Consider the following 15414-nt stretch of genomic DNA (forward strand, 5'->3'; position numbering starts at 1 on the left):
TTCGGCGTCAGACCTCGACCACCACGTAGTCCTGCTCGATGCTGACCGGGAAGGTCTCCGCCTGGAGCTGCAGCGCCTCGCCCTTCTCCACGCAGGCGGGGAAGGCGCGCACCTTCATCCGCCGCGGGTCGAACTGCGATTTTCCCGTGCGGATGTCGAACTCCCAGGCGTGCCAGGGGCAGCGCACGAACTCGCCGGACCGGCTGTAGCTGTACTCGCCGGGACACGGGCTCTGGATCAGCGCGACGGCATTGCCCTGCGACAGCGAGCCGCCCTGGTGCGGGCAGCGGTCGGAGAGCGCGAAGAACTCGCCGTCCAGGTTGAACAGCACGATCTTCTTGCCGTCGACCTCCACCATCCGGCGCTCGCCCGGCGCGATCTCGGCGACGGGCGCGATCACGTGACGGGCCATCAGAAGCTGTACACCGACTTCGCATTGGCGCCGTAGATGGCGGCGCGCTTGGCCTCGGGGATGAAGCTCGGGATGGCGAAGCGCGGGTCGTCGAAGTCCCAGTGCGGATAGTCGCTGGCGTAGAGGATCTTGTCCCAGCCGATCCAGCCCATGCAGTCGAGCAGCTGCTCCGGCCGCGGCGGCTCCTCGACGGGCTGGGTGCTGACCCAGATGTGCTCGCGAATCTGCTCCGAGGGCAGCCGCTTCAGATGCGGCAGCTCGTGCCGCAGGGACGGGAAGTGCTTGTCGAGCCGCCAGGCGACGCTGGGCATCCAGCCGAAGCCGCACTCGATCAGCACGATCTTGAGCTGGCGGAAGCGCTCGAACACGCCCTCCAGCACCATGGAGGCGACGAGCGACTGGCAGGAGGTCGCGTGCTCGCTGACCTCCTCTATGTAGAAGCTCGGCCAGCCGCCATTGGTCATGGCCCAGCCGGAATAGCCGAAGGCGTGGATGCCGATGGGCAGCCCCACCTCCTGCGCCGCCTCGAAGATCGGCCAGTATTTCGGGTTGCCGAGCGGGTGGGAGGTGCGGCTCATCAGCAGCACCTGGCAGAAGCGGGAATCGCCGCCGCGCAGGCGAATCTCCCTGGCGCTCGCCTCGGGATCCTCATAGGCGACCACGACGGAGGCGCGCAGGCGGTCGTCCACCGCGACCCAGTTCGCCAGCTGCCACTCGTTCACTGCATGCGCCATGGCGACGGAGAAGGGGTTGTTCTGGTCGCCCTGGGCGGTCGGCTGCAGCGGGTTCAGCACGCCGAAGTCGATGCCGTGGAAGTCCAGGTGCTGCGAGGCGACCATGGCGGGGATGCTGGCCGGCTGGGTGCCTTCGGCGGGCCAGGAATCGACGCGGCAGGCCAGCGGCTGCGACTTGAAGTAGGGCGTGCCCTTGGCGAAGCCGTGCCGCGGCCGGATGCCGTAGGTGTGCCAGCGCTCGCGGGCCTCGGCGGAAAGCCACTCATCGTAGTCGTGCGGCGAGCGCGGGCGCGGATGGATGTCCACGTCGATGAGGCCCTGGGTGGCGGCGAGGGGACGGCCCGGGGCCGCCTGCGGACGGATGACGTTCATGCGACAGTCTCCTGTGCGAGACGCTTGTAGGTGGAGAGGGCGTTCTCCACGCAGATCTTGCGGGCCAGCTCGGGCCCGATGCCCGGCGGCAGCTTTGGCGCGCCGTCGAACTGCCAGTGCGGCCAGTCGCTGGACCATAGCAGCATTTCGTCGCTGCCGAGGTGGTCGATCAGCCGCTTCACCGTGTCCGCGTCATCAGGCGCGTCGAAGGGCTGCACGGAGAGGCGGACATTCTCCTTCACGACCTCGATCGGCGAGCGGTCGAGCCAGGGCACCTCGAAGCGGACGCCCTTCCAGCCCTTGGAGAGCCGCCAGAGGAAGGCCGGCAGCCAGCTCACGCCGCTTTCCAGCAGGACCACCTTCAGCGTCGGGAACTTCACGAAGACGCCCTCGGTGATCATCGAGGCCATGGTGCTCTGGAAGCCCTGCTGGTTCGCCATGTAGTCCTCGGCGTACCAGGACGGCCAGCCGAGCGAGGTCACGGGGTTGCGGTAGGTGCTGCCGGCGTGGATGGCAAGCGGCAGGTTATGGCGCACCAGCGCCTCGAAGATGGGCCAGTTGTGCCGGCGTCCCAGCGGCGTCTCGCCCATGACCAGCACCATGGCCTGCACGAAGCGCGGGTCCGGCGCGCAGCGCTCGATCTCGGCGACGGCGTGCTCGGTGTTGAACATGGGCAGGATGATGGAGCCGGAGAGGCGCGGATCGGCGTCCAGCCACTCCTTCTGCGTCCAGTCGTTCAGCGCCCGGGTGAAGCCGTTGGCCATGTCCTCGTTGAAGACGAGCTGCACGCCGTAGAGCGGCGTCACGATGCCCCGGGCGATCCCCCAGGGCTCCAGAACCTGCTCCTGCAGCTGCCGCACGGTCGCGGCGGGCGGGCGCGATTCGGAACGCCAGTCGGCGCGCACGCTCTTGGGCGAGCGGGGCGGGTAGGACTGGGTGTCGAAGCCTTCCATGCCGCGCATGGCGATCTGGTCGCGCCAGACAGGCTCGAGATAGGGAGCCAGCGCCGAAAGTCCCGGAACCATGGGATGCAGGTCGACGTCTATCGTGCCCCTCGGAAGATCTACGCTTGGCGATTCCATGATCATTTCCTCTCGGGGCATGAGTGTGCCATGCCCCGATCGGTCACGAAAGTCCGGACTTATCGATAATCTGATCCGGATCAGTAGCCGCGATAGCCGCGGCGCGGCGGCTCCGGCGTGGTCGCGGCGCCGATCGCGGCACCGCCGAGGGCACCGACGCCCGCACCGATCAGCGCACCCTGGCCGCCTCCGGCCAGTGCGCCGACCGCGGCGCCGCCGCCGGCACCGAGGAGGGCGCCGCCCGCGGCGCGCTGGCCGGGGCTGTAGGGGTTGGTGCAGGCCACCGTGCCGAGGCCGATTCCGGCCATGACGAGCGCGAGGCGGATCTGTTTCCCGATCATTGGGCGTTTTCCTTCTACAGGTTGCAGATGTTGATCTTCCGATCGGTGATCAGATCGGCATAGGCGGCGCGGGTGCGGGCCAGGCGGGGATTCGCCGTATGCGCAGCCAGCGCGGCGTCGTCGGCATAGACCTCGACCAGCATGACCCGGCTCAGATCCGGGCCATCCTTGTCCTTTGGCTGCAGCACATCGAAGCGCTCGCAGCCGGGCTCGTCCTGGAGCGTGCCGGCGGCATGCTCCCGGATGATCTTGTCGAAGGACCCGTGGGCGCCTTCCTTGATATGGAACTCAACCACGAGACAGATCTTTGCCATGACGTTTCCTCGACCTTTCCATTCGGCCCGGATGGCCGGCGGATCAGGCCGAATCTAACGGCGAGGAAACGCGGGTGAACACCCTCCGTTGCATGGCAATCTCGTGCCGGCGCTGCCATAATTCGCCCAATAGGAGGATTTACGATGTCCAATGTCACCCGGCGCGCGCTCGGCGCGTCGCTGTCGCTGCTGTCCGCGCCCGCATTCGCCCAGCCGGCCTGGCCGGCGCGCAACATCACCATCATCGTGCCCTTCTCGCCCGGCGGCAGCACCGACGTGCTGACGCGACGCATGTCCGAGAAGATGACCCAGACGCTCGGCCGCCCGGTGCAGGTGGAGAACCGCCCCGGCGCCAACACCATCATCGGCGGCGAGGCCGTCGCCCGTGCCCAGCCCGACGGCTACACGCTGCTGATGTCCTCCGGGACGACGCTGACCATCAACCCGATCGTGCAGCGCAACCTGCCCTATAGGATCGAGGATTTTTCCCCCATCACCCTCTGCACGACCTATCCCTTCGCGGTGATCGCGCGGAACGACGGTCCGCGCGACATCCCGGCGCTGATCGCGGCGGCGAAGGCGCGGCCGGGCCAGATCACCTACGGCACCAACGGGCCGACGACGCTCACCAACGTCGCGATGCTGATGGTGCTGCAGGGGCTGGGCATCACCATGCAGGACGTCACCTACCGCGGCGACGCGGCGGCGATGAACGACTTCGTCGCCGGCAACCTCGACCTGCTGGTGGTGGCCGGCAGCACGGCGATCCCGGTGATGCGCAACGGCCAGGGCCGCATCCTCGGCTGGACCAGCCTGCAGCGCATGCCGCAGACGCCGGACGTGCCCGCCTTCGCCGAATATGCGCCGGGCGTGGAGGCGCTGAGCTGGTTCGGCCTGCTCGCCCCGGCCCGCACGCCGCAGCCGGTCATCCAGGCGCTGAACGCCGCCGCCGTGCAGTCGCTGACCGACCCGCGCATCCGCGAGAGCATCATCGGCGACGTGCAGAACGTGATCGGCGGGACGCCCGAGGAGTTCGCGCAGTTCCTCCAGGCCCAGCAGGCGGCATGGCGGCCGGTGCTGAGCCGGATGGAAGTGCCGCTGAACTAGGCGGATCGCCCTTCCGCCTGTGGGGTCGTCTTGCGGGATGAGCACGCGCTTTGCTCGGCCCTGACCCAGCAAGCGGTCAGTAGTCCCAGAAGGCCGGCACCCAACGAAAGACGTCGCCGTCGGCCGCCACCCGGCCGATGGATGGGAACGGCAGGTGAGTGGCCACCAGCATCTCGCCGGTCGCCGCCAGTTCCCGCAACAGACGGATCCGAACACGAGCCGCCTCCTCCGGATCGTGTTCGAAGCCGTTGAACCACTCGGGGTGTTCGAATCCGACCGTGAACACGAGGTCGCCGGCGAAGGTCAGCCGGTCGTCGCCGGACGCCAGGCGGACCACGCTGTGCCCGGGGGTGTGGCCGCCGGTGCGATAGGCGACCACGCCCGGCGCCACCTCGCATGCCTGATCGAACGGCCGCAACTGGCTCCGGTACTCGTCCAGGAACCGCGTGGCCGACCGCCGAAGCGCGTCCGGGAACCCCGGCGGCATGGAGACGCGGGAGAAATCGGGCGACTCCCAGAACTTGACCTCGGCGGCCGCTACGTGGATCCGCAGGTCCGGACGCAGCCGCTCCTTCACCCCGTCGACGAGCAGCCCGCCGACGTGGTCCATGTGCATGTGGGTCAGCACCACATCGGTCACGGAGCCAAGATCGATGCCGGCGGCCTCCAGTCGCAGGTTCAACCGACCGGACCGCGGCAGGTTCGGGAACTCCACCCCCATCCCGGCGTCGATGAGGATCGTCCGGTCGCCGCTGCGCACCACGACCACGTTCAGCGCCCAGTCGAACGCGTCCGGCGGCAGGAACATGTCGTCCAGCCAGGCCGCCCGGACGGCCGGGTCGGCGTTGTGGGCCAGCATCGGACTTGGCAGCAACAGCACCCCGTCGCTGACCACCAGCACGTCAATCTCGCCGATCCGCAGCGCGTAGCGCGACGGAACCAACTCGTCAGGCCCCCGGCTACCGGGGTGTGAGGTGATGTCTAGGCTCATGCTTGCCTCCTGCTCCGCCGCCTTACGCGCGGCATCGACGACGCTATGTTGAGGCGTGTTTGCGGTCGATTGGCTCGAGGGATAGGGCGAGCTGTCCGATGGGTTAGATCGAGGAATCGATCGGTGCGGCGAATGCGGCGAGCACGCCGCCAAAGCCTCGAAACCCGCAGCCGGGCGCCAGCCTTGGCTCAGCGATCGTAGCGGTTACAGGCTGCCGTGCAGGGGCCGTGGCGGTCCGGCTGATCGCGCCGCGGAGAGCCGGTGCAGAGGTGCGCAGAATGGAACGGCGCATGGATGATGCGGCGGTCATCAGCGCGCGCCATGCCGCGCGGGCTGCTGGGCAGTCGCGGCGCGATCAGCCGCCACTTAACTTCCGAAAGATCACGACCGCTCCCCAGCTGTTCATGGGGCCAGAACCTACCTCCGTATCGCGACGAGCACGGCGTTTCCGAAGCGCGTGAGCATGGCCGCGGCCTCACCGCCGCCGGGCCGGCGCGGCACGGAGACACGCAGCTTCAGGAAGCGGCCACGCAGCACGCCCACGCAGGCGTAGCTGTCGTTGGTGTTGCCGTTCTGGAAGGCGAGGACATAGGCATCGCAGCGGAGCGCCGGCGGCTTCCCTCCGCCAGGGAGATCGGCTGCGCGCGCCCGCTGCGCGATGGTGTAGCTCCGCGTCTGTCCGGCCCGTTCGATCTCCTGGCCGGCGGTGACCAGCTCCTGCTCCACGGCCGGGTTGCCGGCGCCTTCGGTCAGGTCCTTCCGGCCGCGCGCATAGACATAGACCGTGCCGATGGCACCGCTCGCCGGTTCGCGGAACTCGATGGCGGCGCCGAGGCCCGCACCGCCGGGCCGGGCCTCGAAATCGTTGATCCCACCGATGCGGGCGAAGCCGCCGAGCTCCTGCGGCAGGGCCTCCAGGATCTGGACCGGTCCAGCTGGCGCCGCCGTTTGAGCGGTTGCCGCGAAGGACATCGTCAAGCCCAGCAGCGCGGCACGTGTCAGCGATCGGAAGCCCATCCGTGCCTCCCGGGGATTGTGTCAGGCGAGCCGTCCCCATGCCACAACTCCGGCCCGCAGCGCCATGATCGAGGTGGCCAGCGCCTCCCTAGGCCCGCCGCCGCATCGCGCTGAGCAGCCACAGCAGCAGCACCGCGCCCAGCGTCGAGACCACGAGGCTCGGCACCCAGCCGCGATAGGCGAAGCCCAGAAGGCTCGCCACCCATCCCCCCAGCAGCGCGCCGACCAGTCCCACGATGAGGTTCATGATCAGCCCATGGCTGCGCGACATCAGCCGCTCCGCGATCCAGCCGGCCAGCAATCCGATGATGATCGCGCCGAAGAAGCCTACGCCGTTCATGTCATTTCTCCAGAATTCGTCCGTTCGCGCCTGCCGCGCCAGCCCAATGCCGCGAAGACAGCCAGCACCGCCATGATCCAGGCGGCCTGCGTCCTGTCCTGCTCCAGCGAGAGCGCCAGCCTGGGCCGCGTCCGCGCGGCGACGAGCGCGGGCGGCAGGGTCTCGATCGCGACCGGCGGCGGCTTCGGCGCCGCGGCCGGCACCTTGCCCGACCAGGCTCGCGTGAACTCCGCGCCCAGCAGGAAGATCACCGCGGAGTAGTAGAGCCAGAGCAGCACGATCGCGAGCGCGCCCGCCGCGCCGAAGCCGCGGGCGGCGTCGGAGCTGCCGATGTAGAAGCTGATCGCCATCTTGCCGATGCTGAACAGCAGCGCCGTCACGAAGGCGCCCACGAAGACGTCGCGCCACTGCAGCTTCCGGTCCGGCAGGACCTTGTAGATCGCGGCGAAGAGCGCCGCGATGAAGCCGAGCGACACGCAGAAATTCACTGCGCCGACGAGGATGTCGAGCCCGGGCATGCGGTCCTTCAGCCACTGCTCGAAGCTGGAGATGGCCGTGCTCACGACCAGCGAGACCAGCAGCAGGAAGCCCGTCGTGCCGACCAGCCCGATGCTCAGCGCCTTGGCCCGGACGAAGGCCGTGATGGCGGCGGCCGTGCTGGTCTCCTCCGTCGGCGGTACCTCGGTCTTCCAGATGGCGTTGAGCGCGCCCTGCAGCGCGCCGAAGGCGCCGGAGGCGGTGAGCAGCAGGGTCACGACGCCGAGGGCCAGCGCGAGGCCGCCTTTGGCCTCGCCCAGCGCGTCGTCCGACATGCGCTGCACCGCCCCGGCGGCGTCGCTGCCGATGAGGCCGCGCATCTGCTCCGCCAGCGCCGCGCGCACCTCCTCCTCGCCGAAGACGAGGCCGGCGAGGCCGCTGATGAGGAAGAGCAGCGGCCCGAGCGAGAAGAGCGCGAAATAGGCGATGGCGGCCGCGCGCGTCAGCGCCTCATCGGCGAGAAAGCCCTCCACCACATCCGAGACGAAGGCATAGCTGCGCGCGAGCATCGACCCGATCCTCCTGTGGCGGCTCAACCTTCCAGCGCGGGCGCGGTTGCAGCGCGCCGCAAAGCTCGCGGCCAGAGCAACTCGACGGGTAGGGCGGACGCTCCGAGAATCCGGCCGCACAGCGGCCGGCGCCGCCAATCCACCTACCGGTTCGCACTCCAGCGGCGCGGCGAAGGCAAGCGCGCGGAGCGCGCGCCCGCCGTTTGAGGGCAAAGAATCAATGCAATCTTGGCGCCTTTAGGTGCCGCGCGCGGTCGCTGCTGGTGATGGCGAGATCGAGCTGCCGGCTGCCGCGGGCCAGTGTCAGCCGCACCTCGGCGCCAGCCGGGCCGGCGGCGCGCACGGCCGTCCAGAGCGAGGCGAGGTCAGTCACCGCCTGGCCGTCCACCGCGATGATTCGGTCGCGCGGCTTCACGCCGGCGCGCTCGGCCGGGCCGCCCTTGGCGAGCGAGCCCACGCCCACCGCCTCGTCGTCCTCGGTCGCGTAGAGGCCGAGCCAGGGCCGCGCGGGCCGGCCGGAATGGCCGGTGCGGCGCAGCGTTTCCAGGATGGGCAGCAACTCGCTGATGGGCACGACCATGTTGAGGTCCAGCCGCTTGCCGCCCTGCTGCCCCTGTTGGAGGATCAGCGAGCCGACGCCGACCAGCTTGCCGTCGCCGCCGAACAGCCCTGCGCCGCCCCAATGCGGATGCGCCGGCGCGGTGAAGATCGCGTCCTGCAGCAGGTATTCCCAGTAGCCGGCGAAGGGCTGGCGCGCGGCGACCGTGCAGGCCAGCGCGTGGCTGCGGCCGCCGGCCGCGGCCAGCACGGCATGGGTGCCATGGCGCATCGCCTCGGAATCGCCGAGCGGCGCCACCTTCTGCCCGGGCAGCCGGCCCAGCGCCTGCACGAGGCCGAAGCCGGTCTCGAAATCCATGGCGAGCGGCGTGCCCTCGACCACACGGCCGTCATTCGTCGTGATCCAGACCGTCTCGGCCTCGGTGATGAGGTAGCCGATGGTCAGCACCAGCCCGCCCGCGTCGATCCAGACGCCCGAGCCCTCGCGCTCCACGCCCAGCGCGGGGGCCGAGGTGGCGTCCGGCGGCACCAGCGACTTGATGGCGACCACGCTGGCCAGCCGCTCCTCCAGGTCGAAGGAGAATTCCGAGGGATCGGGCTGGAAGGCTTCCGGGACTTCCCATTCGTCTTCGTCATCGGCCATGGGGTTTCGTCCTCCTGATGCTGCTCATATAGCGCCCAGCAGGGAACGGGCCAGGGCGAAGGCCTCGCGAACGGTCGCGGCGCGGATGGCGGTGCGGTCGCCGGGGAAGATCTTCCTTGCATGGATCGTGCCATGGCCGGCCATCGCGGCGCCCAGATGGACGAGGCCCACGGGCTTCTCCGGGCTGCCGCCGCCGGGCCCCGCGACGCCCGTGCAGGAGAGCGCGATGGAGGCGCCGGAGCGGGCCAGGGCGCCCTCGGCCATGGCGCGCGCCACCTCCTCGGATACGGCGCCGACGCGGGCGATGAGCTCGGCGGGCACGCCGACCATCGCGGTCTTGGCTTCGTTGGAATAGGTGACGAAGCCCGCCAGCACCACGGCCGAGGAGCCGGCGATGGCGGTCAGCGCGGCGGCGATCAGGCCGCCAGTGCAGCTCTCCGCCGTGGCGAGGGTGAGGTTTCGGGCCTTCATCGCCTCCAGCAAGGCGGCGGCCTCGGCGAGGGTTGCATCGTCGAGCATCATGCGATCCCCACTGCGGAGAGAATGAGCAGAACGGCCGCGGCCAGGGCGCCCGCGATCACGTCGTCCGCCATCACGCCGAAGGGCCCTTTCCGGCGATCGGCCCAGCCCACCGGGCCGGGCTTGAGGATATCGAAAGCCCGGAACAGCGCGAAGGCCAGCGCCACGCCGATCCATCCCGAGGCCGCGGCCAGAGCCAGCGACTGGCCGGCCGCCTCGTCCACCACGACCCAGCCGGGATCGGCCGCCGCTTCGGGCAGCCGTGCCACGGCCCAGTATCCAGCAACCGCGAAGACCAGCGCCGCGACCAGCGACACCCATGCCGGCAGCAGCGCCAGCGGCAGCACGGCGGCCGAGCCCCAGGTGCCAGGCGCCGGCCGCAGGAAACCGATGCCGCCCAGCGAGGCGATCGTCCTCGATGCGCTTAGACCTACCGGGCCCACGCGGCCATCGGATGCTCGAGGGAGGAGGTGGCGGGGTTCTTGGCGCGATAGACCGCGACGTTCTCGATCACGCGCTGCACGTAGTTGCGCGTCTCGGAGAAGGGGATGAGCTCCATCCAGTCCAGCAGCCGGACGCTGCCGGAGCGCGGGTCGCCGAAGGTGCCGATCCACTCCGTCACGCGGCCGCCGCCGGCATTGTAGGCCGCCGCGGCGAAGGCCATGACGCCGCTGAAGCTGTCGAGCCGGTCCTGGATATAGGCCGAGCCCAGCCGGATATTGTGCGTGGGGTCGGTGGTGAGCCAGGCATACTGATGCGGCACGCCGAGGCGCCGCGCCACGGACTGCGCGGTCGAGGGCAGCAGCTGCATCAGCCCCCGGGCGTTGGAGGTGGAGACGGCATCCACCTGGAAGTTGCTCTCCTGCCGGGTGATGGCAAAGACCACCGCCGGCTCGGCATAGCCCTCGGGCGCGGTATAGGGGGCGGGCCAGCCGTCCTCGACCAGCATGGCGCCGTTCGCGCCGCCGCGCCGCGCGACCCAGACGGCGAAGTCCGGCCGGCCGATGACGGTGGCGAGGCGGGCGATCAGCAGACGCTCGCCGTTGTTGGGCGCCACCTCCTCCAGCCGCAGCAGGAAGGGGCGGGCGCGGGCGGCCTCGCCCATCTCGCCGAGCGTTATGATGAGGCGCGGCAGCTCGCGATTGAGGAAGGCGCGGGCCTCGGCCTCGCTCGGGCGCGGCACGGGGAGGTTAAGGATCCGCGAGGAGATCTGCGCGCCGCTCTCGCCCAAAGCGAGCGCTCCCATCTGGCCGTAGAAGGTCACCGGGAAGCCGGCGGCGCGCTGGAAATGCGCGGCGGCCCGGGCGGGATCGCGCTCGGCCCGGCCCTGCCAATAGGCGGCGCGGGCCTGGGTGATGGCGCTGCGGCTGCCCTCGGCGAGGCGCTGGAAATGCGGCATGGCCCGCGCGGGATCGTCGAGCAGGCGCAGCGCGATGAAGCCGGCCAGGAACTCCGCCTCCTGCCGCGGCTCGCCGGCCAGGGTCTGCCCGTGCTGCGAGGCGACGACATAGGCGGTGCGCGCATCGCCGAGGCGGATCAGCTTGCGGGCCAGCACCTGGCGCTCGGTCCAGATGGCGCGCTGCGCCTCGGCCGGGAGGCCGACCTGCGAGGCGGCGCCGGCGGCCCAGGCGGCGGCCGCGTCGCTGTCGCGCTCGGCGCGGCGCAGCATGCGCGCGCGCTCCAGCGTGGCGCCGGCGTCGCGTGATGCGGCGGCCGGATCGAGATCGGTGGCGCCGCCGCCCGTGGCATAGGCAAGGCGGAGCTCTGCCAAGGCCCGCTTCGTCTGATCGAGCATCGGCAGCAGCCGCTGGCCGGCGGCGAAGTCGCGGCCGAAGGAGAAGCGGTTGAAGCGGCGCCAGTGATCGTCGGGCGTCAGCAGGGAGCCGGCGCGCTCGAGGAAGGTGGTCTCGGCGAAGGCGTCGGAGCCGGTGTCGTCGCCCCAGGCGCGGGAGGCGGCGGCGCGCGCTTCGGCCTGGCGGTTGGCATTCAGCAGGGCGGTGATGTAGCGCGTGGCGCCGTCCAGCGTGCGCGGCGGCCGGCCAAGGAAGAAGCGCAGTGCCAGCGCATCGTCGGGGTCGCTGGCCAGCAACTCCTCGGCGCGGCGGGAGAGGGCGTCCTGGCTCGGCCAGTCGGCGGCGGTCTCGATGAAGCCGATGATCTCGGCGGCGCTGGCGGCCCCGCCGCGCTGGCTCAGCCGCATCCAGGTCACCATCTTGGCGACGAGCGGATCGGCGACCGTGGCGGCGGACTGCGCCTCGCTCCAGCGCTGCGCCTGGGCGGCGGCGAGCGCCTGCCGGCCCGCCTCGCGCGCCGGCTGGGCGAGGGCGGGGGCGGCGGCGAGGAGAAAGGCCAGGAGGGCGATGAGGCGGCGCATCGGTGCATCCTAGCCCCTCGGCGCAAGGCTGTAATCCGGTCGGCGCGCTTGTTGCGAACGGGCTACGGTCTTATGTGTCGAAGCCGCATAGGCAGAGCCCATGCGTAAACACACCCCAAGTGCGCAAAGCACACAAGGAACCGCCAATGTCCAACCTTCGCCTGCAGGGATCGCTGACCGCCCTTATCACGCCCATGCATGCCGACGGCAAACTGGACGAGAAGGCCTTCGCGGACCTCGTGGAATGGCAGATCGCCGAAGGCACCGAGGGCCTCGTGCCCGTCGGCACCACCGGTGAATCCCCCACGCTGAGCCATGACGAGCACAAGCGCGTGGTGGAGATCTGCATCGAGACGGCCCGCGGCCGCGTGCCGGTCGTCGCCGGCGCCGGCAGCAACAGTACCTCCGAGGCGATCGACCTCGCGCGCCATGCGAAGCAGGCCGGCGCGGATGCGACGCTGGTCGTCACGCCCTACTACAACAAGCCCACGCAGGAGGGGATGTACCTCCACTTCAAGGCGATCGCCGACGAGGTGGACCTGCCGCTCATCATCTACAACATCCCGCCGCGCAGCGTGATCGACATGACGCCCGAGACCATGGGGCGCCTCGCGAAGCACAAGAACATCATCGGTGTGAAGGACGCGACGGCGAACCTCGCGCGCCCGCTGCACCAGCGCATGACCTGCGGGCCGGACTTCATCCAGCTCTCGGGCGAGGACCACACGGCGCTCGCGCTGATGGCGGCCGGCGGGCATGGCTGCATCTCAGTGACGAGCAACATCGCGCCGCGCCTCTGCGCCGACATGCACAAGGCCTGGCGCGAGGGCCGCATCAAGGACGCGATGGTCATCCAGGACCGCCTGGTTCCGGTGCATGACGCGCTGTTCTGCGAGACCTCGCCGGGCCCGGTGAAATATGCGGCGAGCCTGCTCGGCCGCGGTACGGATTTCTGCCGCCTGCCGATGGCGCCGATTGCGGAAAGCTCGCGCAAGCGGGTCGAGAGCGCGATGCGGGGCGCGGGGCTGCTGAACTAGAAGGAAGACCAGGGGCTCTGCCCCTGGACCCCGCCAAGAAACTCAGTTTCTTGGATCTTCGATCAGTGAAAGGGTCCAGGGCCAAAAGCCCTGGCGGGGGCTGGCCGCGAAGCGGAGACAGCCGAGGGGCAGAGCCCCTCGCTTTTCAGAGGATCATCATGGCTGCGGAACCCCGCAAGAAGAAGTCGATCATCAGCACTGGCACGGCGGCCCAGAACCGCCGGGCCCGCTATGACTACAAGATCGGCCAGACCTTCGAGGCCGGCATGGTGCTGCACGGGCCCGAGGTGAAGAGCCTGCGCCTCGGCCGTGCCTCCATCGCCGAGGCCTGGGCGGGCGAGCGCGATGGCGAGATGTGGCTCTACGGCTGCCACATCCCGGAATACCAGGCCGGCAGCTTCATGGCGAAGTTCGACCCTGTCAGGCCGAAGAAGCTGCTGCTGCACCAGAAGGAGATCCGCACCCTGGCCGGCGCGGTGACGCGCGAGGGCGCGACGCTCGTACCGATGGAGATCCTCTTCAACGAGAAGGGGCGCGCCAAGGTCGTGATCGGGCTCGCGCAAGGCAAGAAGATGCACGACAAGCGCGCCGACATCGCCAAGCGCGACTGGCAGCGCGACAAGGCGCGGGTCCTGCGCAACAAGACCGGCGATTGATCCGCCGGGCGCTCCTCGCGGCGGCGGTGCTGCTGCTCGGCGCCTGCGCCCCGGAACAGACGCTTTCCGCGGACGGCACGGGCGAACTCGTCGAGATCCCGGCGCCGCACACCGACCGCGCCTTCGTCACCCGGATTTGCCGCCCCACCACTTCCGGCCCGGCCCGGCTTGTCGTGATCAATCATGGCTCGCCCGTGGATGCCCTGGCGCGGAGCGCCATGCGCCCCGCCGCCTGCGACAACGAGGCGGTGCGCTGGTTCACCTCGCGCGGCTATGTCGCCGCCATTCCCCTGCGGCGCGGCTACGGACCGACGGGCGGCACCTGGGCCGAGGATTTCGGCGGTTGCTCGCGCGGCAATTACGGCCCGGCCGGGCTGGAATCCGCACGCGACATCCTGGCGGTCACCCGCGCGATGCAGGCGCGGCCCGATGTGGCGCGCGGGCCGGCGCTGGTCGTGGGACAGTCGGCGGGCGGCTGGGGCGCGCTGGCGCTCTCCAGCCTCAATCCGCCGGAGGTCGGCGCGATCGTGAACTTCGCGGGCGGCCGGGGCGGCTGGCAGGGCGGCGTGGCGAACAGCGTCTGCCGCGAGGACCGGCTGGTCGCGGCGGCGGGCGATTACGGCCGAACGGCGCGCGTGCCGACGCTGTGGATCTACGCGGCCAACGACAGCTTCTTCAACCATGCCCTGGCGTCGCGCATGGTGGAGGCCTATCACGCGGGCGGCGGCAAGGCGGAGTTCTTCGCCGCGCCGGCCTATGGGCGCGACGGGCATGGCCTCTTCTACGGCCAGGGCGGCAGCGCCACCTGGGGGCCGCGGGTCGCGGCCTTCCTCACCCTTCGAAGCTGAGGCGCCGGTCCCGGATCACACGGCTCCACTTCGCATTCTCGGCGGCGACATGCGCGCGGGCGCCGGCCTCGTCGGTGCCGCGCAGGAGAAAGCCGGCGGCTCCGGCGCGGGCGATCACCTCGGGCTGGGCGATGGCCGCGTTCGCCACCTCCGTCAGCCGCTCCGCCACGGCATCGGGCGTGCCGGCCGGCACCCACCACATCACCCAGCTATAGGCCTCGAAGCCCGGCACCACGCTCTCGCCGATGGTCGGCAGGTCGGGGAAGGCGGGCACGCGCTCGGCCGTGCCGACGGCGAGCGCGGGCAGGGCGCGGTCGGTGATGAGCGTCTGCGCCGAGGGCATGTCGATGATAGAGAAGTCCACCCGCCCGGCGCGCAACTCGGTCAGGCTGGGCGCGCTGCCACGGAAGGGGACATGGGTGATCTCGGCGCCCGTCAGGCTGCGGTAGAGCTCGCCGGCCAGATGCGCGGGATTGCCGACGCCGCCCGAGGCGAAGGTGAAGCGTCCCGGGTTGGCCTGGAGCTGCGCGTGCCATTCCCTGATGTCGCGCGCCGGAAAATCCGGCCGCGTGACCAGCACCGTCGGCGTGATGGCCAGCATGGAGAGCGGCCGGAAATCGCGCACGGGATCGTAGGGCGGCGGGCTCATCATCAGCGGCCCGGTCAGCGAGGCGATGACGGCGACCAGGATGGTGTGCCCGTCCGGCGCCTCTCGCGCCACCACGCCGGAGCCGACGGTTGCGCCCGCTCCCGCGCGATTCTCTACCACCACGCTCTGCCCCAGCGCGGCCTGGGCGTGCGGCGCCATGAGCCGCGCCAGCAGGTCCGGGCTGCCGCCGGCGGGGAAGGGGACGATCATCCGGACCGGGCGGGACGGCGCCCAGCGCGGCTGGGCCAGGGCGGGTGCCGCAAGGGGTGTCGCCAGGGCGGCAATGAGGCTGCGTCGAAGCATCGTGGTCTCCACGTCGTTCTTCGTGACGACAGTTCCGTCCCAGGAGATGGAGATAATGCAATGCGCCTCGC

18 protein-coding genes are annotated in these 15414 nt (G+C 70.3%); 4 read left to right on the forward strand and 14 right to left on the reverse strand.

The features are described from left to right. Positions 1–7: 7 nt before the first annotated feature. From AC1ROY_RS23590 to AC1ROY_RS23610, 5 genes are all read right to left on the reverse strand, one after another. Positions 8–412 carry a Rieske (2Fe-2S) protein gene (locus AC1ROY_RS23590; protein ID WP_493151348.1) on the reverse strand — a complete coding sequence of 135 codons (405 nt, stop codon included), beginning with the start codon at positions 410–412 and terminating at the stop codon, positions 8–10. Then, positions 412–1518 (reverse strand): amidohydrolase family protein, encoded by a 1107-nt coding sequence (locus AC1ROY_RS23595; protein ID WP_493151349.1) that lies wholly within the window; start codon positions 1516–1518, stop codon positions 412–414. The genes AC1ROY_RS23590 and AC1ROY_RS23595 overlap by 1 nt, the downstream gene beginning before the upstream one ends. After that, the gene (locus AC1ROY_RS23600) at positions 1515–2600 is read right to left on the reverse strand and encodes an amidohydrolase family protein (protein ID WP_493151350.1); all 1086 of its coding nucleotides are present in this window, start codon (positions 2598–2600) and stop codon (positions 1515–1517) included. The genes AC1ROY_RS23595 and AC1ROY_RS23600 overlap by 4 nt, the downstream gene beginning before the upstream one ends. Positions 2601–2680: 80 nt before the next feature. Further along, positions 2681–2941 carry a YMGG-like glycine zipper-containing protein gene (locus AC1ROY_RS23605; RefSeq protein ID WP_493151351.1) on the reverse strand — a complete coding sequence of 87 codons (261 nt, stop codon included), beginning with the start codon at positions 2939–2941 and terminating at the stop codon, positions 2681–2683. A gap of 14 nt (positions 2942–2955) precedes the next feature. Beyond that, the gene (locus AC1ROY_RS23610; protein ID WP_493151352.1) at positions 2956–3255 is read right to left on the reverse strand and encodes a putative quinol monooxygenase; all 300 of its coding nucleotides are present in this window, start codon (positions 3253–3255) and stop codon (positions 2956–2958) included. A 144-nt stretch (positions 3256–3399) separates the two neighbouring features. On the opposite strand from AC1ROY_RS23610, the gene AC1ROY_RS23615 reads away from it, so the two are divergent. After that, positions 3400–4362 (forward strand): Bug family tripartite tricarboxylate transporter substrate binding protein, encoded by a 963-nt coding sequence (locus tag AC1ROY_RS23615; RefSeq protein WP_493151353.1) that lies wholly within the window; start codon positions 3400–3402, stop codon positions 4360–4362. Positions 4363–4438: 76 nt separating this feature from the next. Here the strand turns inward: AC1ROY_RS23615 and AC1ROY_RS23620 are convergent, their stop codons facing one another. The 8 genes from AC1ROY_RS23620 to AC1ROY_RS23655 all read right to left on the reverse strand — a co-directional run bounded on the left by AC1ROY_RS23620 (position 4439) and on the right by AC1ROY_RS23655 (position 11850). Then, positions 4439–5353, reverse strand: coding sequence for an MBL fold metallo-hydrolase (locus AC1ROY_RS23620; protein WP_493151354.1), 915 nt, complete (start codon positions 5351–5353; stop codon positions 4439–4441). A 417-nt stretch (positions 5354–5770) separates the two neighbouring features. Continuing rightward, on the reverse strand, positions 5771–6370 hold the full coding sequence (locus AC1ROY_RS23625) for a hypothetical protein (protein WP_493151355.1): 600 nt from the start codon (positions 6368–6370) through the stop codon (positions 5771–5773). A gap of 88 nt (positions 6371–6458) precedes the next feature. After that, complete coding sequence (locus AC1ROY_RS23630) at positions 6459–6710, reverse strand: GlsB/YeaQ/YmgE family stress response membrane protein (RefSeq protein ID WP_493151356.1); 252 nt, start codon at positions 6708–6710, stop codon at positions 6459–6461. After that, a complete protein-coding gene (locus tag AC1ROY_RS23635; RefSeq protein WP_493151357.1) occupies positions 6707–7756 on the reverse strand; it encodes a YihY/virulence factor BrkB family protein in 1050 nt (349 codons plus the stop codon). The genes AC1ROY_RS23630 and AC1ROY_RS23635 overlap by 4 nt, the downstream gene beginning before the upstream one ends. 217 nt (positions 7757–7973) lie before the next feature. After that, positions 7974–8957, reverse strand: coding sequence for a S1C family serine protease (locus AC1ROY_RS23640; protein ID WP_493151358.1), 984 nt, complete (start codon positions 8955–8957; stop codon positions 7974–7976). A 24-nt stretch (positions 8958–8981) separates the two neighbouring features. Continuing rightward, the gene (locus AC1ROY_RS23645; RefSeq protein ID WP_493151359.1) at positions 8982–9476 is read right to left on the reverse strand and encodes a CinA family protein; all 495 of its coding nucleotides are present in this window, start codon (positions 9474–9476) and stop codon (positions 8982–8984) included. After that, positions 9476–9919, reverse strand: a complete 444-nt coding sequence (locus AC1ROY_RS23650; protein ID WP_493151360.1) for a phosphatidylglycerophosphatase A family protein — start codon at positions 9917–9919, stop codon at positions 9476–9478. Before AC1ROY_RS23650 ends, AC1ROY_RS23645 begins: the two co-directional genes overlap by 1 nt. Beyond that, on the reverse strand, positions 9907–11850 hold the full coding sequence (locus tag AC1ROY_RS23655; RefSeq protein ID WP_493151361.1) for a lytic transglycosylase domain-containing protein: 1944 nt from the start codon (positions 11848–11850) through the stop codon (positions 9907–9909). The genes AC1ROY_RS23650 and AC1ROY_RS23655 overlap by 13 nt, the downstream gene beginning before the upstream one ends. Before the next feature lie 146 nt (positions 11851–11996). Here AC1ROY_RS23655 and dapA point away from each other — a divergent pair, with 146 nt between their 5' ends. The 3 genes from dapA (at position 11997) to AC1ROY_RS23670 (ending at position 14391) form a co-directional block, all read left to right on the forward strand. Continuing rightward, positions 11997–12887, forward strand: a complete 891-nt coding sequence (gene dapA / locus AC1ROY_RS23660; protein ID WP_493151362.1) for a 4-hydroxy-tetrahydrodipicolinate synthase — start codon at positions 11997–11999, stop codon at positions 12885–12887. 158 nt (positions 12888–13045) lie between these two features. After that, on the forward strand, positions 13046–13543 hold the full coding sequence (gene smpB / locus AC1ROY_RS23665; protein ID WP_493151363.1) for an SsrA-binding protein SmpB: 498 nt from the start codon (positions 13046–13048) through the stop codon (positions 13541–13543). Continuing rightward, positions 13540–14391, forward strand: a complete 852-nt coding sequence (locus AC1ROY_RS23670; RefSeq protein ID WP_493151364.1) for a dienelactone hydrolase family protein — start codon at positions 13540–13542, stop codon at positions 14389–14391. Before smpB ends, AC1ROY_RS23670 begins: the two co-directional genes overlap by 4 nt. On the opposite strand, the gene AC1ROY_RS23675 is transcribed toward AC1ROY_RS23670, so the two are convergent. Beyond that, positions 14375–15343, reverse strand: coding sequence for a Bug family tripartite tricarboxylate transporter substrate binding protein (locus AC1ROY_RS23675; protein ID WP_493151365.1), 969 nt, complete (start codon positions 15341–15343; stop codon positions 14375–14377). The genes AC1ROY_RS23670 and AC1ROY_RS23675 overlap by 17 nt on opposite strands. Positions 15344–15414 lie beyond the last annotated feature (71 nt).

Source organism: Roseococcus sp. GW821-FHT12F05, from assembly GCF_058806835.1.